Consider the following 15722-nt stretch of genomic DNA (forward strand, 5'->3'; position numbering starts at 1 on the left):
GGCGCTCTGGAGCGCGGGTGACTTCGCCGCGGCCCGCGCCGCCGCCGAGGGCGCGCTGGCCCTCGCGCGCGACGCCGGGCTCGTGGTCGAGGAGGCGCGGGCGCTCGCCACGCTGGGGTTCAGCCTCGCCTACCTCGAGGACACGGCGGCGGGGGAGCGCGCGCTCGTCGCCTCGCTGGAGGCCGCGGAGCGCGCGGCGGACCCCGTCGAGATCGGACGGGCGTACCGGAGCCTGGCCGAGCTGCTCTGCGGGCCGGTGAACGAGCTGGACCGCGGCATCGACGCCGCCCGCAGGGGCGCGGTGCGGATCCAGGAGCTGGGGCTGGCCCGCAGCGTCGGGGCGGGGCTGCTGGCGGTGGGGGCCAACGGCCTGTTCCGTGCCGGACGCTGGGACGAGGCCGAGGCCCTCGTCGCCGAGGCCTGGGACCTGCAGCCGACCGGCGCCGAGGCACTCGAGCTGCGCCTGGCCCGTGCCCGTCTGGACACCGGTCGCGCGCGCTTCGACGCAGCCGAGGACGACCTGGAGGCCGTGGCCGCCCTGGCGGCGGCCAGCACGGGGCCCCGCTACCGCGTCCCGATGCTCACCTTGCGCGCAGGGCTCGCGATGTGGCGGGGGCGGCCCGATCTCGCCCTCGACCACGTCGAGGCCGGGCTGGACGTCGTCGAGGACGGGTCCGACGACGTCTGGCTGGTCGCTCCGCTGCTGTGGCATGGGGCCCGGGCGCGGGCCGAGCTGACCCGGCTCGGCGTGGGACGGCGCGAGACCGGGCTCGACGCGCGGCTGGCCCGTCACGTGGATGCGCTCAAGGAGCAGGCGGCCACCTCGGCACCGGCGGTGCGGGACACCGTCGTGCTGTTCGCCCGGCAGTGCGAGGCCGAGCAGGGCCGGGCGGAGAGCCGCTCCGACCCACGGCTCTGGGCGGAGATCGCCGTGGCGTGGGACATGCGTCGCCAGCCCTATCCCGCCGCCTACGCGCACCTGCGGCACGCCGAGGCGCAGTTCGCGCTCCGGTCCCGTTCCGCCGAGGCCACGGACGCGCTGGTCAGCGCCGAGCGCATCGCCCGTCGCCTGGGGGCGACGCCCTTCCTGGCCGAGATCACCGAACTGGCCCACCGTGCTCGCGTGCGGTTCGACACCCCGGTGCCCGCCCCTCGTCGGGCACCGGAGGCCGTCCCCGTGCCGTCGCCGGCGCCCGTCGACGAGCTGGCCACGCTCACGGCACGGGAGCTGGAGGTGCTGATCGAGCTGGCCGACGGGCACACCAACAAGGAGGTCGCCCAGCGGCTGTTCATCAGCGAGAAGACGGTCGGTGCGCACGTCGGCCGGATCTACGCCAAGCTCGGCGTGCGCAGCCGCGTCCAGGCCAGCAGCGTGCTGTTCCGTGCGCGTCCGGATGCTCGCCGCGCGACGTCCTGACCTCAGACGCCGAGCGGTGCGTCCAAGGCGCGGCGCACGCGCTGCAGGATCCGCCGCCGCGTGGGGCCCAGGCTGCCGATCGGGATGCCGGTGGCCCGTGCGACGTCCGCGTAGGCCTGCGGCTCGTCGGCGAACAGCTCGGACATGACCGTCCGGCCCCGGTCCGGGAGCGTCGCGACGATGCGCCGGATCCGGGCGACCGTGTCGGCGTCGACCACCTGGTCCTCGACGGCCGGGGACCGATCCGGCAGCAGGTCGATCTCCATCGACGCCGCTCCCGGGGACTCCCGCAGGATGCGCAGGCACTCCCGGGACGCGGTGGTCGCCAGCCAGCCGCCCAGTCGCGCGGGATCGCGCACCGTGGCCCGGTTCTCCACCAGCCGCAGCCACGTGCGCTGCTCGGCGTCGCGAGCGTCGGCGTCCTGCAGCCGGAACGACCGCACGACGGCGGAGACGAGGCCCCGGTAGCGGTCCACGAGCTCCTCCCAGGCCCGCTCGTCGCCGTATCCAGCCTTGTCCAGCAGGCTCGCGTTGTCGCCGGCCGAGCGGGTGCCGGAGGAGGGGATCGGGGAGGGAGTCGTCACCGTCATGGGGTGCTCCTTGGGGAGTGCCGGTCATCGGGGAACCTGCGTCGACCAGCGTCGACCGGTCGGGGGCTCCGGTCGTCGGGTCAATGCCCTAGTGGGTCCTGCACGAGCGCCCTAGATCTGGAGAGGTCCGGTACCGGGGCGGTATCAGGGAGGCCGGGGCGCGGCTCTCATCCGGTCCGGTCACGTCGGGGTGCGGCGCCCGACCGGCGATGCGGGAACAGCCGCTCGAGGAGGAGGAGCACCGTTGACCGACGACGGACGAGCCAGGCCGGCAGCGCCGTCCGCAGCCGACCCGGCGACGCTGCAGAGCGCGGTCCTGGTCCTGACCGGTGAGCCCGCGGTCGGGGGCGTCGAGCCCGTCAACCGGCTGCTGATCGGGGTCTGTGCCGCGGTACCCACCGACGACGGCGGCGACGACCTGACCGCCATGGTGACGGCGGAGCTCGCTCGCCGCTACCTCCGGGCGGTCCGCGCCCACGCTGCCGGTGCGGGGGTGCCACGGTCGTGGCAGATGGTGTTCGAGCAGTGCGGCGCGGGGACGTCGAGCACGCTTCGTACCACGCTGGTGGGCGTGCACACCCTGGCCGGCCAGGATCTGGCGCCCGCGGTGGTCCGCACCTGGACGCTGCTGGGCCGCACCCCCGGACCGTCGGCTCGCCGGGCCACGGAGACGATCTCCACGGTGCTGGCCGGAATCGTGCGCGACGCGGCGCGCACCGAGAGGGAGCGGGATCCCGACGGCGTCGCGGCCGCCCGGGGTCTGGCGCTCCGGCTCGGCCGCTGCGACGCGTGGCACCGGGTCGAGCTGCTCTGGACCCTGCGCGGGCGTCCGGCCGAGGCCGAGGCCGAGTGCGTCGAGTCCGACCGGCGGACGTGCGCGGAGGGCCGGGCGCTGTTGGAAGGCCCTGCCGGGTGAGCGCGGCGCCGCACCGGGGCTGCCCTCGCCCGTCGCGGCCCGTCCGGAAGAATCGCCGCGCGTGACCGAAACACCGCCCGGCCTCGTCGTCGTCGACAAGCCCAAGGGCCTCACCTCGCACGACGTCGTCGGACGGCTGCGCCGGATCCTGAGTACCCGCAAGATCGGCCACGCCGGCACGCTCGACCCGATGGCCACGGGCGTGCTGGTCTGCGGGGTCGGGCGCGGCACCAAGCTGCTCGGCCACCTGGCGCTGGACACGAAGGCCTACACCGCCACCATCCGCCTCGGGGCGGCCACCGCCACCGACGACGCCGAGGGTGAGACGCTCACCACGGCCGACGCGTCGGGCGTCGACGAGGCCGCGGTACGGGCCGGGATGATCCCCCTGACCGGTGCGATCGAGCAGGTCCCGAGCTCGGTGAGCGCGATCAAGGTGGACGGGCAGCGCGCCTACGCGCGCGTGCGGGCGGGGGAGGAGGTCGTGCTCCCGGCGCGGCCGGTGACCGTCTCCGTCTTCGACCTGCTCGCCGTGCGCCGCGAGGGCGCGTTCCTGGACCTGGACGTGGTGGTCGAGTGCTCGTCGGGGACGTACGTCCGGGCGTTGGCGAGGGACCTCGGCGCCCGGCTGCAGGTCGACGGTCCGGCGGTGGGCGGGCACCTGACGGCGCTGCGCCGCACACGCGTCGGGCCGTTCGTGCTGGAGCACGCCCGCACGCTGGAGCAGCTGGAGGCCGACCCGGCGCTGTCGCTGCCCCTCGACGACGCGGTGGGCGTCGCGTTCCCGCGCCGCGACGTCGATGCGGAGCTGGCCACCGACCTCTCCCACGGCCGCCCGCTGCCCACCGCCGGCATCGCGGGCACCTACGGCGTCTTCGCCCCCGACGGCCGCGCGCTGGCCCTGGTGAGCGAGCGCGGCGAGGGCGACGACCGCCGCGCCCGCCCCCTGGTCGTCCTGGCCCCCGCGAGCACCTGACCCCGCCGGCCGGTCCGCGTGGGGGCGGACCGGCTCGCAGGCCTCGGGACGGCGTCCGTAGGCTCCTGCCCGTGGAGCGCTGGCGTGGGCTCGAGGCCGTGCCGACCGGGTGGGGACGCAGCGTCGTCACCGTCGGCGTGTTCGACGGGGTGCACCGGGGACACCAGCAGCTGATCTCCTGCGCGGTCCGCCGTGGCCAGGAGCGGCAGCTGCCCACGGTGCTCGTGACGTTCGACCCGCACCCCGCCGAGCTGATCCGCCCCGGATCCCACCCCGCCCGCCTCACGAGCCTGCGCCGCCGTGCCGACCTCGTCGCGGAGCTGGGGGTGGACGCCTTCTGCGTGCTGCCCTTCACCTCCGAGCTCGCCCGCCAGGAGCCCGCGGAGTTCGCCCACGAGGTGCTGGTGGAGCGGCTGCACGCCGCGGACGTGGTGGTGGGCCGCAACTTCACGTTCGGGCACCGCGCCGCGGGCGACGTCGCGATGCTGACCACGTTCGGCCAGCGGTTCGGGTTCGGCGTCGAGGGCCTCGACCTGATCAGCGACGACGGCGTCACGTTCTCCTCCACCTACATCCGCGCGTGCATCGACGCCGGCGACGTGGCCGCCGCGGCCGCCGCCCTGGGACGTCCGCACCGCGTCGAGGGCGTGGTGGTGCACGGCGACCACCGCGGCCGTGACCTGGGCTTCCCCACCGCCAACATCGCCACCGCGCCCTACACCGCCCTCCCCGCGGACGGCGTCTACGCGGGCCGGTTCGCGATCGGCGACCGGCTGCTGCCCACCGCCATCTCCGTCGGCACCAACCCCACGTTCTCCGGCCGGGAGCGGAGCGTCGAGGCCTACGTGCTGGACGCGGACGAGAACTTCTACGGGTTCGACGTGGCCGTCGACTTCGAGCACCGGCTGCGCGGGCAGGAGCGCTACGACGGCGTCGACGCCCTCATCGCGCAGATGCGCCTCGATGTCGAGCGCACGCGTGGGCTGCTCGGGTCCTGAGCCACGAGTTCTCCCGTTCGCCCACGGGGAGCGGGGTCGCGCTGCGAGCATCGGTGGCATGGCGGACGTGGACGGTGCGGTGCGGGCGGGACGGTCGATCGGCGCGAGGCTCGCGGCCAACCGGGAGCGGCAGCGCGAGCTCTACGGCGCCCCGCTGGGGGATCGGGTGCGGCGCCTCACGCTGTGCCTCGACGTCTCGCAGGCCCGGCTCGCGCGCACCCTCGGGCTGAGCCCGGCGATGCTCAGCCAGCTCGTCAGCGCCCGGCGCGTCAAGATCGGTGATCCCGCGGTGCTCGCCCGGCTGATGCTGCTCGACCAGCGCTGCCAGGGGGTCCAGGCGCCGCCCCCGCCCCGTGTGGTCGACGCCCTGCTCACCGATGTCGCGCGGGCCCGGTGGCAGTGGGCGGGGGCCCGGGTGCCCGCCCAGCGGGCTCCCAGCGCGGTCGACGCGCTGCGCGGTGTCAGCGAGCCGGCCCGGCTCGCCGCCGCCGCGGTCGCCCTCGGGCAGCGCTTCCCCGAGCTCGCCGAGGTGCTGCGCCAGGCTGCCTACCGGCCCCCGGCCTGACATGCGGCTGTTCACGGCGCTGTGGCCGCCGCCCGAGGCCGTGGCCGCGCTGCTGGCCGACGTACCCGATGCCGCGCCGTCCGGCTGGCGGCGGACCGACCCGTCCACGTGGCACGTCACGCTGGCCTTCCACGGGGAGGCCGATCCCGACGTCCTCGGGCCACGCCTGGAGCGGGAGGTCCGTGGCCTGCACGTGCCGCGGCTGCGGCTGGCCGGAGCGGGCGCGTTCGACGGGGTTCGGTGGGCGGGCGTGGAGGCCGACCCCCAGGGGCTGGACGCCCTGGTCGCGGCCGCGGGCGGCGACGTCGCGCGGTTCGTCGCGCACGTCACGGTGCTGCGCGGGCGCACCCGGCCCGGTCCGGACGCGGCGGATCCGGCCACGCCCTGGGCGGCACACCGGGGGCCGTGGTGGCGGCCGGAGGAGGTGCTGCTGGTGGCGAGCGAGCAGGGCCGCGCCGGGGTCCGGTACCGGGTGGTCCACCGGGCGGCACCGGCCTGAGGGAGCCCCGGGCCGCCGGGGCACCGGGGCGAGCCGTGGACGCTGACGGTGTGGGCCCGTTCCGACGGGGTAGCCGCCGAGTCGGGCGATCGTGCCTGGTAGCGTTGTGTGCTGGGTCCGGCTGCAGTCCGTGGCGGCCGTGACCGACTTCCGCCCCCGATGTCAGGGGTTCCGGGCCTCACGGCACGGCAACCGAAAGAGGATCACGTGGCACTCGACGCCGCAGAGAAGAAGACCATCCTGGACACCTACGGGGTCCACGAGGGCGACACCGGTTCACCCGAGGCCCAGATCGCGCTGCTCACCAAGCGTATCGTGGACCTCACCGAGCACCTGAAGATGCACAAGCACGACCACCACAGCCGTCGTGGCCTTCTGCTGCTCGTCGGCCGGCGCCGCCGGCTGCTGAAGTACCTGCGCGAGGTCGACGTCGCGCGCTACCGGTCGCTGATCGAGCGCCTCGGCATCCGCCGCTGATCTGCCCCGGGCCGGGCCGCCTCATGGTGGTCCGGCCCGATTCACAACTCCACCACGACGCCACGCCTCCGGTAGACGATCCGCCGGTCCTCGGTAGTGGCTCCCGGGATCAGAGAACCCCGAGGGCTTCGATCGAAGACCGGCTCAGCCGAGGATCTCCCCGGTGTGGCGTGGCCTTCCCTCTCGAAAGAGGAGATGTCCACTTCATGACCGATCCCGCCACGAATGATCTGGCAGAGAACGTTCACGAAACCACTGCCGTGATCGACAACGGGAGCTTCGGCACCCGTACCATCCGGTTCGAGACCGGGCGCCTCGCGCGCCAGGCCGCCGGTTCCGTCGTCGCCTACCTCGACGACGACACGATGCTGCTGTCGGCCACCACGGCGTCCAAGCAGCCCAAGGAGCACTTCGACTTCTTCCCCCTCACGGTGGACGTCGAGGAGCGCATGTACGCGATCGGCAAGATCCCCGGCTCGTTCTTCCGCCGCGAGGGTCGCCCGAGCACCGACGCGATCCTGACCTGCCGCCTGATCGACCGTCCGCTGCGCCCGTCGTTCGTCGACGGCCTGCGCAACGAGATCCAGATCGTCGTCACGGTCATGAGCCTCGACCCGCAGGACCCCTACGACGCGCTGGCGATCAACGCCGCGTCGATGTCCACCCAGCTGTCGGGCCTGCCGTTCTCCGGCCCCATCGGCGGCGTCCGCGTCGCCCTGATCGACGGCCAGTGGGTCGCGTTCCCGCAGTACGAGGACCTGCAGCGCGCCGTGTTCGACATGGTCGTCGCGGGCCGCATCGTCGGTGACGACGTCGCGATCATGATGGTGGAGGCCGAGGCCACCACCGAGACCAACGAGCTCGTCGCGGCCGGCGCCCAGGCGCCCACCGAGGAGATCGTCGCGTCCGGGCTGGAGGCGGCCAAGCCGTTCATCCGCAGCCTGTGCGTGGCCCAGCAGGCGCTGGCCGACGTCGCCGCGAAGCCGGTCCGGGAGTACCCGACGTACCCGGCCTACCAGCCCGACGTGTTCGAGGCCGTCGAGGCCGCCGCGTCGGACGACCTGGCCGCCGCGCTGACCATCGGCCCGAAGCAGGAGCGCGAGGCCAAGCTCGACGAGCTCAAGCTGCGCGTCCTCGAGCAGCTCGGCCCGAAGTTCGAGGGTCGCGAGAAGGAGCTCGGCGCCGCGTTCCGGGCGCTGAACAAGAAGCTCGTGCGCCAGCGCATCCTGCGCGACCAGGTCCGCATCGACGGCCGCGGTCTCACCGACATCCGGCCGCTCTCGGCGGAGGTCGAGGTCGTCCCGCGGGCGCACGGCTCGGCGCTGTTCGAGCGCGGCGAGACCCAGATCATGGGTGTCACCACGCTGAACATGCTGCGCATGGAGCAGCAGATCGACTCGCTCGGCCCGGAGACGCGCAAGCGCTACCTCCACCACTACAACTTCCCGCCCTACTCGACCGGTGAGACCGGCCGCGTGGGTTCGCCGAAGCGTCGCGAGATCGGCCACGGCGCGCTGGCCGAGCGGGCCCTGCTGCCCGTGCTGCCCACGCGCGAGGAGTTCCCGTACGCGATCCGCCAGGTGTCCGAGGCTCTCGGTTCCAACGGCTCGACGTCCATGGGCTCGGTCTGCGCCTCGACGATGTCGCTCTACAACGCCGGCGTGCCGCTGAAGGCGCCGGTCGCGGGCATCGCGATGGGTCTCGTCTCCGACGAGGTCGACGGCTCCACCCGCTACGTCGCCCTCACCGACATCCTCGGTGCGGAGGACGCGTTCGGTGACATGGACTTCAAGGTCGCAGGCACGCCGGAGTTCGTCACGGCGCTGCAGCTCGACACCAAGCTCGACGGCATCCCGTCCGAGGTCCTCGCGGCCGCGCTGGCCCAGGCCAAGGACGCCCGGATGACCATCCTCGAGGTGATCGGCGAGGCCATCGACCGCCCCGACGAGATGAGCCGCTTCGCTCCTCGCGTCGTCACGGTGAAGGTCCCGGTCGACAAGATCGGCGAGGTCATCGGCCCGAAGGGCAAGATGATCAACTCGATCACCGAGCAGACCGGTGCCGACATCTCCATCGACGACGACGGCACGATCTACGTCGGTGCGTCGGACGGCGAGTCGGCCGAGGCCGCCATCGGCATGATCAATGCGATCGCCAACCCGCAGCTGCCGAAGATCGGTGAGCGGTTCCTGGGCACGGTGGTCAAGACCGCCGCCTTCGGTGCCTTCGTCTCGCTGGTCCCCGGCAAGGACGGCCTGGTGCACATCTCCAAGCTGGGCAGCGGCAAGCGCATCGCCAAGGTCGAGGACGTCGTCAAGGTGGGCGACAAGATCCGCGTCGAGGTCACCGACATCGACAACCGGGGCAAGATCAGCCTGATCCCGGTGGTCGAGGGCGAGGCCGCCACCAACGGCAACGGCAACGGCGACGCTCCGGCCGACGGTGCGGCTCCGGTCGACGAGCCCGTCGAGGTCTCCGCGAATTGACTTCTCTGATCACGCCGCCGGGGGCGGGGGCTTCGGCTCCTGCCCCCGGCGGCGTTTCCAGGACCGAACTGCCCGGCGGCCTGCGTGTGGTCACCGAGTCGGTGCCGGGCGTCAGCTCGGTGTCGCTCGGCATCTGGATCGCCATCGGCTCCCGGGACGAGACCCCCGAGCAGGCAGGCGCCGCGCACTACCTCGAGCACCTGCTGTTCAAGGGCACCTCGCGGCGCACCGCGGCGTCGATCGCGGAGGACCTCGACGCCGTCGGCGGTGACCTCAACGCGTTCACGGCGAAGGAGCACACCTGCTACTACGCGCAGGTGCTCGACACCGACCTGCCGCTCGCGATGAGCGTGCTCGCCGACGTCGTCACCGACGCCACGCTGGCGCCCGCCGACGTCGAGGTGGAGCGCGGGGTGGTGCTCGAGGAGATCGCCATCCGCGACGACGACCCCGAGGACCTGCTCGGCGAGCTCTTCGACGAGACGCTGTTCGGGGCGCACCCGCTCGGGCGCCCGGTGGTCGGCTCCGAGGAGTCGATCAAGGGGATGACCAGGGAGACGCTGCACGACTTCTGGCGCGGGCTCTACACAACGCCGCGCATGGTGGTGGCGGCCGCGGGCAACCTGAGCCATGAGCATGTGGTCGAGCTGGTCGTGGCCGCGCTGGGCCCCGCAGCGGCCCGTGCGGGTGCGGTCACCCCGGTACCGCCCCGGCGACCCGCACCGGCCGTATTGGACGACGGCCCGCGCCTCGTGCTGCTGGGCGAGGACTGCGAGCAGGCGCACCTCATGCTCGGGGTCCCCGGTCTCTCGCGGCACGACCCCCGGCGCAGCGCGCTGTCGGTGCTCAACACCGCGCTCGGCGGCGGGCCCAGCTCGCGCCTGTTCCAGCAGGTCCGTGAGCAGCGTGGGCTGGCGTACTCGGTGTACTCCTCGACGATCGGCTATGCCGATACGGGCAGCTTCGCGGTCTATGCGGGGTGCGCGCCGGAACGCCTCGACGAGGTGGCGAGCGTCGTCCACGGCATCCTCGCCGACGTCGCCGCGGGCGGGCTCACCCCCGCCGAGGTGACGCGGGCGCAGGGCAACCTGCGCGGGGGGCTCGTCCTCGGGCTGGAGGACACCCCGTCGCGGATGAACCGCATCGGCCGCTCCGAGCTCGACCACGGCCGGCAGCACACCATCACCGAGAGCCTCGACCGGATCGCGGCGGTCACGCCCGAGCAGGTCACGGAGCTGGCGCGCGACCTGCTCGCCCAGCCCCTCACGGCGGCGGTGGTAGGCCCGTACGACGAGGAGTCCGACCTCCCGGACTCGCTCCGCACCCTCGGCTGACTGCCCACGCGACGGGTTTCCCGGCCCGTTCGCGGTGAACGGGAGCCACGCGCTGGATCGGCCCGGTGGCAGGGCCCACGCGCGCGTTTCCGCCCGGCGCGCGCAGCCACGCGCGCGCGGAGGACACGACGCGCGTGGGTCGGGCCCGGGGTTCGATCAGCTGCGGCCGTCGTGTGGCGCCGCATCCGGGCCCGGGCTCGCCCGATTCGTGCCGTACCGCCGGATGTCGTGCGGGGACGTGCCATCATCCGCGCGTGACCCCCGAGATCCTCATCGCGGCTGTGCTGATCGTCGTCGGTCTCGTGGGCATCGTCGTCCCCGTGCTGCCGGGGCTCGTCCTCGTCGCCGCAGGCGTCGCCGTCTGGGCGATCCCGCGAGGGGACGCCCTCGGCTGGTCGGTGCTCGGCGTCGCGCTCGCGGTGATCGTCGTGGGCAGCGTCGTGAAGTACCTCGTGCCCGGGCGCAAGCTCCGCGACGCCGGGGTGCCCGGCCGCTCGATCGCGCTCGGCGCCGTGCTGGGCGTCGTCGGGTTCTTCGTCGTCCCCGTGGTCGGGCTGTTCCTCGGGTTCGTGCTCGGCGTCTACCTCGCCGAGCTGGCGCGGCTGAAGACCGGTGCCCTGGCCTGGCAGTCGACGCGCGGAGCGCTGGGCGCGGTGGGCTGGAGCATCGTCATAGAGCTGGTCACGGGCGTCGTCGCGGCCGGAGTGTGGATCGGTGGGCTCGTCCTGACATGACCGGGCCTGATTAGGCTGGTCGCGTGAGCATCAAGGTGGGTGTGCTGGGCGCGAAGGGGCGCATGGGGTCCGAGGTGTGCCGGGCCGTCGAGGGCGCGGACGATCTCGAGCTGGTGGCCCGGCTCGACGTCGGCGACGCGCCGTCCGGGCTGGTGGACGCCGGTGTGCAGGTGGTCGTCGACTTCACGCACCCCGGGGCGGCGCTGGACAACATCCGCTTCGGCCTCGACCACGGCATCGCCGTGGTGGTGGGCACCAGCGGCTTCGACGACGCCAAGTACGCCACCGTCCGCGGCTGGCTCGATGCCACGCCGGGCCACGTGCTCGTGGCCCCCAACTTCGGCATCGGCGCCGTGCTGATGATGCAGTTCGCGCAGCAGGCGGCGAAGTTCTTCGACTCGGTCGAGGTCATCGAGATGCACCACGCCGGCAAGGTCGACGCCCCGTCGGGTACGGCCGTGCGCACGGCGTCGCTCATCGCGGCCGCCCGCGCCGAGGCCGGTGCGGGCCCGCTGCCGGACGCGACCACCGACGAGCTCGACGGGGCGCGCGGCGCCACGGTCGACGGCATCCACGTGCACTCGGTGCGCATGCCCGGCCTGGTGGCCCACCAGGAGGTGCTGCTGGGCACCGCGGGGGAGACGCTCACGCTGCGCCACGACTCGATCGACCGCGCCTCGTTCATGCCCGGCGTGCTCATGGCCGTGCGGGCCGTGCTCGACCGGCCCGGGCTCACCGTCGGCCTGGAACCGCTGCTCGGCCTCTAGGCCACGGCCGCGGCCGCTGCTCGGCCTCAGTCCTGCAGCTTGAGGTCCAGCGCGCCCGTCACGCGGATCTCGCGCAGTGTGCCGTCACCGGTGTCGAAGGCGCGGACGGCGCCGTCGGCCGCCCAGCCGGCCCGGGTGTAGAACCGGCGGGACGCCTCGTCGGCCTCCGGGATCCAGGCCAGGCCGTAGAGCGCCCCGGCCTGCTGGAGCGCGTGCGCCGCGGTGGCGAGCAGCCGGCCGCCGTGGCCGCGGCGCCCCCACCGCGGCTCGACGAGCAGTGCGCCGATCTCGCCCCAGGCCTCAGGTCCCACTGGCTCGCCGGGTGTTGGGACGGCCTCGGAGGCGCGGGTCGCGGCGACGAAGCCGACGGTCCAGTCGCCCTCGGTGGCCACCAGGACGTGCCCGGCGCCGGCCGCGACGGCCCCGGCCCAGGCATCCCGCGCGCCCGGTCCGCGCAGCTGCTCGATCGCCGTGGCCGGCATCAGCGCGGCGTAGGCGGCGGCCCAGGTGTCGGCCTGGATGCGGACGATCTCGTCGACGTCGGTGCGGGTGGCGGCACGGACCGCGGCGATGGCCATTGGCTATGGATACCCGGTCGACGTCCACGCCGTGGAACGGGGGCGACAGCGGGTGGTCGCCCATGACAGCGTCCGGGGGTGACCGTCCGAAAGCGACCGGCCGTCAGCGTGCCGTGGGTGGCGCTCGTCGCCGTGTACGTGCTGTGGGGCTCCACCTACCTGGCCAACCGGCTGATCATCACCACCGTCCCGCCGCTGCTGGCCGGTGGGTTCCGGTTCCTCGTCGGCGGTACGCTGCTCGCCGTCGTCGTGCTGGCGGTGGCCGGGCGCAGGGCGTTCCGGATGAACGCCGCACAGTTCGGCACGACGGCGCTCTCGGGCCTGCTGCTGCCCGCCTGGGGCAACGGGCTGGTCGCGCTCGGGCAGCAGGCGGTCGCGTCCGGGCTGGCCGCGCTGCTGATCGCCGCGGTGCCGCTGTGGATCGTGATCCTCCGCGCGGTCACGGGCGACCGGCCGCGCGGCGCGACCGTGGGCGGTGTCGGTGTCGGTGTCGTCGGGCTGCTCGTGCTCGTGCTCGCCGGTCCGGGCTCCGGCGGGGTCACGGGCAGCGCCTGGTGGGGGCCGTGGCTCGTGCTGCTGGCCAGCCTGGGCTGGGCCACCGGAACGTTCGCCACCACCCGGCTCCCGGTGCCGCCCAACCCGTTCGCGATGGCCGCGGCGCAGATGCTCACCGGCGGCGCGATCCTGCTGGTCACCGGAACCGCGGTGGGGGAGCGGCTGGACGTCGCGGCCGTCACGACCGTGTCGTGGTGGGCGTGGGGGTACATGGCGGTGGTGGTGTCACTCGGGGCGTTCAGCGCGTACGCCTTCACCCTGTCGACGCTGCCGGTGTCGACCGTCGCCACCTACGCCTATGTCAACCCGGTGATCGCCGTGCTGCTCGGCGTGCTGGTGGTGGGGGAGCGGTTCACGCCGGTGCAGTTGCTCGGCGCAGCGATCGTGCTCGTCGCCGTGATCCTGGTCGTCGTGGCCGAGCGCCCCCGAAAAGGTCAGAGTGTCATGGCAGCATCCCCGCCGTGACGCCTGTGGAGACGATCGGTCCCGCCGCCGCCCGCCGCGCAGCCCTGTCCGCGCAGGGCTTCGCCGCCGCCCGCCCGGCCGGGCCGATCACCCGCCGCCATCTCATGCGCACGGTCGACCGCACGCGCCTGCTCCAGCTCGACTCGGTGAACGTCGCCGTGCGGGCGCACTACATGCCGCTGTTCAGCCGCCTCGGCCCGTACGACGCCGCCCTCGTCGACGACGCGGCGTGGAGCCACTCGGCGCGCAGGCCGCGGCTGCTCGTGGAGTACTGGGCCCACGAGGCCAGCCTGCTGCCCGTGGCCGACTGGCCCCTGCTGCTCTCCGGCGCCAAGCGCCGCGGGTGGTGGCGTCACGCCGAGGAGATCGCCGAGCGCGAGCCCACCCTGGTCGACGACGTGCTGGCCGCGGTGAAGGAGCTCGGTCCGGCCAGCGCGGGCACGCTGGAGCAGGCCCTGGGCGGCACGGGCGTGCCGCGGCCGCCGGGCTCCACCTGGTGGGAACGCTCCGACGTCAAGCGCGTGTGCGAGCTGCTGTTCGGCTCGGGGCAGCTCACCACCGGCACGCGCGTCAACTTCCAGCGGCTCTACGACCTGCCCGAGCGCGTGCTGCCGCCCGACGTGCTGGCCGCCCACCCGGCCGATCCCGACGAGGCCGCGCGGGCGCTGGTGCTGCGCTCGGCGTCGGCGCTGGGGGTGGCCACCGAGCCCGACCTGCGCGACTACTACCGCCTCGGCCCCGCCCGCAGCCAGCAGGCCGTGGCGGAGCTCGTCGAGAGCGGTGAGCTCGAGGAGGTGGCGGTGCGCGGCTGGCGGCACCGCGCCTACCGGCTGCCCGGCACCCGCGTGCCCCGGGAGGTCATCGGGCGGGCGCTGCTCTGCCCGTTCGACCCCCTGATCTGGGAGCGCGACCGCACCGAGCGCATCTTCGGCTTCCGCTACCGCATCGAGATCTACGTGCCCGAGCCCAAGCGCGAGTACGGCTACTACGTGTTCCCGTTCCTGCTCGACGGCGAGCTCGTGGCCCGCGTCGACCTCAAGGCCGACCGTGCCGGCGGCGTGCTGCGGGTGCCCGGCGCGTTCGCCGAGCCGGGGGCCGACGTCCCGCGCGTGGTGGCCGAGCTCGCCGGCGAGCTGCGCACGATGGCGGGCTGGCTGGGTCTCGACGGTGTGGTGGCGGGGGAGCGGGGCAACCTGTCCGCCCCGCTGGCGGCGGCCCTGCGCTGAGCAGGTGTGGGAGCTCCCAATGATCACCGCCTCGGGACCGGCGCCGGGGAAGCGGCAGGTCCGGGCCGGAGCTGCCGCTGTCCGACCCGGACCGCTACCGGGCGGGCGAGTGCCGCGCCCGCCCGGTGTCCTGCGCGTCAGGCGGGGACGGCCGCCCGCGTGACCAGCACGTCGCCGCTGCCGGTGCGGCCGCGCACCTGCAGCGGTGCGCCCTGCTCGGGGGCCGTGGACCCCACCTCGAGGTCGCTGCGGGCCGAGCCGGAGCCGGACGAGAGGTCCACCCGGGCCCGGACGCCCGGGTGCACGGCCACCCGCAGCTCGCCCGAGCCCGTGGTGAGCTCGTAGCTGCCGGAGCGGGCATCGGCGATCCGGAGGTCACCCGAGCCGGTCCGCACCCCGAGGTCGCCCGACACCGCGCCCAGGTCGACGTCACCGCTGCCGGCCTTGATGTCGGTGGCCCCGGTGACGCCGCCCAGCGTGATCGCACCGGAGCCGGTGCGCACCCGGGTGCGGCCGGTGACCGCGTCGAGCGCGATGTCGCCGGACCCGGTGGTGACGTCGGCGTCGCCGTCCACCGCGTCGAGGGTGACGCGGCCGGAACCCGTGCGCACGGCGGCCCAGCCGGCGCGCCCGGTGATGGTGACGTCGCCGGCACCGGTGCGCGCGGCCACCCGGGAGCCGGCGGGCGCGGTGACCCTGACGAGCAGCGGCACCACCCGCAGCGGCAGCTCCTGCGAGGACCGCACCACGAGCCTGCGGGCCGGCTCGGACCAGCTGATCTCGGCCGCGCGGACGGCCTCGGCCGCCAGGTCGCGGCCCTCGCCGTCGCCCCCGCCGGTGGCACCGTCGAGCCAGCTGATCAGCCCGCTCACGCCCTCCGCCCAGCCGCCGACGGCCGACGGGTCGTGCCGCACCTCGACGGTGACCTCCTCGGTTCCCGCGTCGCCGAGGTCCACCACCAGGGTGCCCACGTCCACCGACAGCTCCAGCTCGGCCGATCCCTTCACCGGCCAGGACTCGCGCCGCACGGGCGCGTCGCCGGCGGGGGAGTCGTCCTTGGAGAAGTCGATCATGTCGTTCATCCCTGCACCCATCCCTGGATCCGGCGGCCGTCGGAGCCGCCCTTCCCCGGCCCGCGG

General features: G+C 74.3%; 16 protein-coding genes. 13 read left to right on the forward strand and 3 right to left on the reverse strand.

The window, feature by feature from the left end; genetic code table 11:
- A partial coding sequence (locus JWR81_RS16150; RefSeq protein WP_297652629.1) for a LuxR family transcriptional regulator occupies positions 1-1417 on the forward strand: 1417 nt, incomplete at its 5' end.
- 2 nt (positions 1418-1419) lie between these two features.
- On the opposite strand, the gene JWR81_RS16155 is transcribed toward JWR81_RS16150, so the two are convergent.
- Positions 1420-2007, reverse strand: coding sequence for a sigma-70 family RNA polymerase sigma factor (locus JWR81_RS16155; protein WP_297652632.1), 588 nt, complete (start codon positions 2005-2007; stop codon positions 1420-1422).
- 244 nt (positions 2008-2251) lie between these two features.
- Here JWR81_RS16155 and JWR81_RS16160 point away from each other — a divergent pair, with 244 nt between their 5' ends.
- The 10 genes from JWR81_RS16160 to dapB all read left to right on the forward strand — a co-directional run bounded on the left by JWR81_RS16160 (position 2252) and on the right by dapB (position 11759).
- Positions 2252-2923, forward strand: a complete 672-nt coding sequence (locus tag JWR81_RS16160; RefSeq protein WP_297652635.1) for a DUF5995 family protein — start codon at positions 2252-2254, stop codon at positions 2921-2923.
- A 61-nt stretch (positions 2924-2984) separates the two neighbouring features.
- Complete coding sequence (truB, locus tag JWR81_RS16165; protein ID WP_297652638.1) at positions 2985-3899, forward strand: tRNA pseudouridine(55) synthase TruB; 915 nt, start codon at positions 2985-2987, stop codon at positions 3897-3899.
- A 71-nt stretch (positions 3900-3970) separates the two neighbouring features.
- Entirely contained in the window at positions 3971-4897 is a 927-nt protein-coding gene (locus JWR81_RS16170; protein ID WP_297652642.1) for a bifunctional riboflavin kinase/FAD synthetase, read from the forward strand.
- Between the two features lie 58 nt (positions 4898-4955).
- Positions 4956-5462, forward strand: a complete 507-nt coding sequence (locus tag JWR81_RS16175; protein WP_297652645.1) for an XRE family transcriptional regulator — start codon at positions 4956-4958, stop codon at positions 5460-5462.
- A gap of 1 nt (position 5463) precedes the next feature.
- Entirely contained in the window at positions 5464-5961 is a 498-nt protein-coding gene (locus tag JWR81_RS16180) for a 2'-5' RNA ligase family protein (RefSeq protein ID WP_297652648.1), read from the forward strand.
- 207 nt (positions 5962-6168) lie between these two features.
- Positions 6169-6438 (forward strand): 30S ribosomal protein S15, encoded by a 270-nt coding sequence (rpsO, locus tag JWR81_RS16185; RefSeq protein WP_297652650.1) that lies wholly within the window; start codon positions 6169-6171, stop codon positions 6436-6438.
- A gap of 206 nt (positions 6439-6644) precedes the next feature.
- On the forward strand, positions 6645-8924 hold the full coding sequence (locus JWR81_RS16190; protein ID WP_297652653.1) for a polyribonucleotide nucleotidyltransferase: 2280 nt from the start codon (positions 6645-6647) through the stop codon (positions 8922-8924).
- Positions 8921-10258: a pitrilysin family protein gene (locus JWR81_RS16195; protein ID WP_297652656.1), complete on the forward strand. Its 1338-nt coding sequence runs from the start codon at positions 8921-8923 to the stop codon at positions 10256-10258. The genes JWR81_RS16190 and JWR81_RS16195 overlap by 4 nt, the downstream gene beginning before the upstream one ends.
- A 254-nt stretch (positions 10259-10512) precedes the next feature.
- Positions 10513-10992, forward strand: coding sequence for a DUF456 domain-containing protein (locus JWR81_RS16200; protein WP_297652659.1), 480 nt, complete (start codon positions 10513-10515; stop codon positions 10990-10992).
- Between the two features lie 23 nt (positions 10993-11015).
- On the forward strand, positions 11016-11759 hold the full coding sequence (gene dapB / locus JWR81_RS16205; protein ID WP_297652662.1) for a 4-hydroxy-tetrahydrodipicolinate reductase: 744 nt from the start codon (positions 11016-11018) through the stop codon (positions 11757-11759).
- Between the two features lie 26 nt (positions 11760-11785).
- Here dapB and JWR81_RS16210 read toward each other — a convergent pair whose 3' ends face one another.
- Positions 11786-12337, reverse strand: a complete 552-nt coding sequence (locus JWR81_RS16210) for a GNAT family N-acetyltransferase (protein WP_297652666.1) — start codon at positions 12335-12337, stop codon at positions 11786-11788.
- A gap of 78 nt (positions 12338-12415) precedes the next feature.
- On the opposite strand from JWR81_RS16210, the gene JWR81_RS16215 reads away from it, so the two are divergent.
- Positions 12416-13357, forward strand: a complete 942-nt coding sequence (locus JWR81_RS16215; protein WP_297652668.1) for an EamA family transporter — start codon at positions 12416-12418, stop codon at positions 13355-13357.
- Between the two features lie 5 nt (positions 13358-13362).
- Entirely contained in the window at positions 13363-14583 is a 1221-nt protein-coding gene (locus JWR81_RS16220; protein WP_297652674.1) for a crosslink repair DNA glycosylase YcaQ family protein, read from the forward strand.
- A gap of 137 nt (positions 14584-14720) precedes the next feature.
- Here the strand turns inward: JWR81_RS16220 and JWR81_RS16225 are convergent, their stop codons facing one another.
- On the reverse strand, positions 14721-15665 hold the full coding sequence (locus JWR81_RS16225; protein WP_297652671.1) for a DUF4097 family beta strand repeat-containing protein: 945 nt from the start codon (positions 15663-15665) through the stop codon (positions 14721-14723).
- Between the last annotated feature and the right edge of the window lie 57 nt (positions 15666-15722).

The organism is Pseudonocardia sp. (assembly GCF_025965585.1).
Lineage (GTDB): Bacteria > Actinomycetota > Actinomycetes > Mycobacteriales > Pseudonocardiaceae > Pseudonocardia.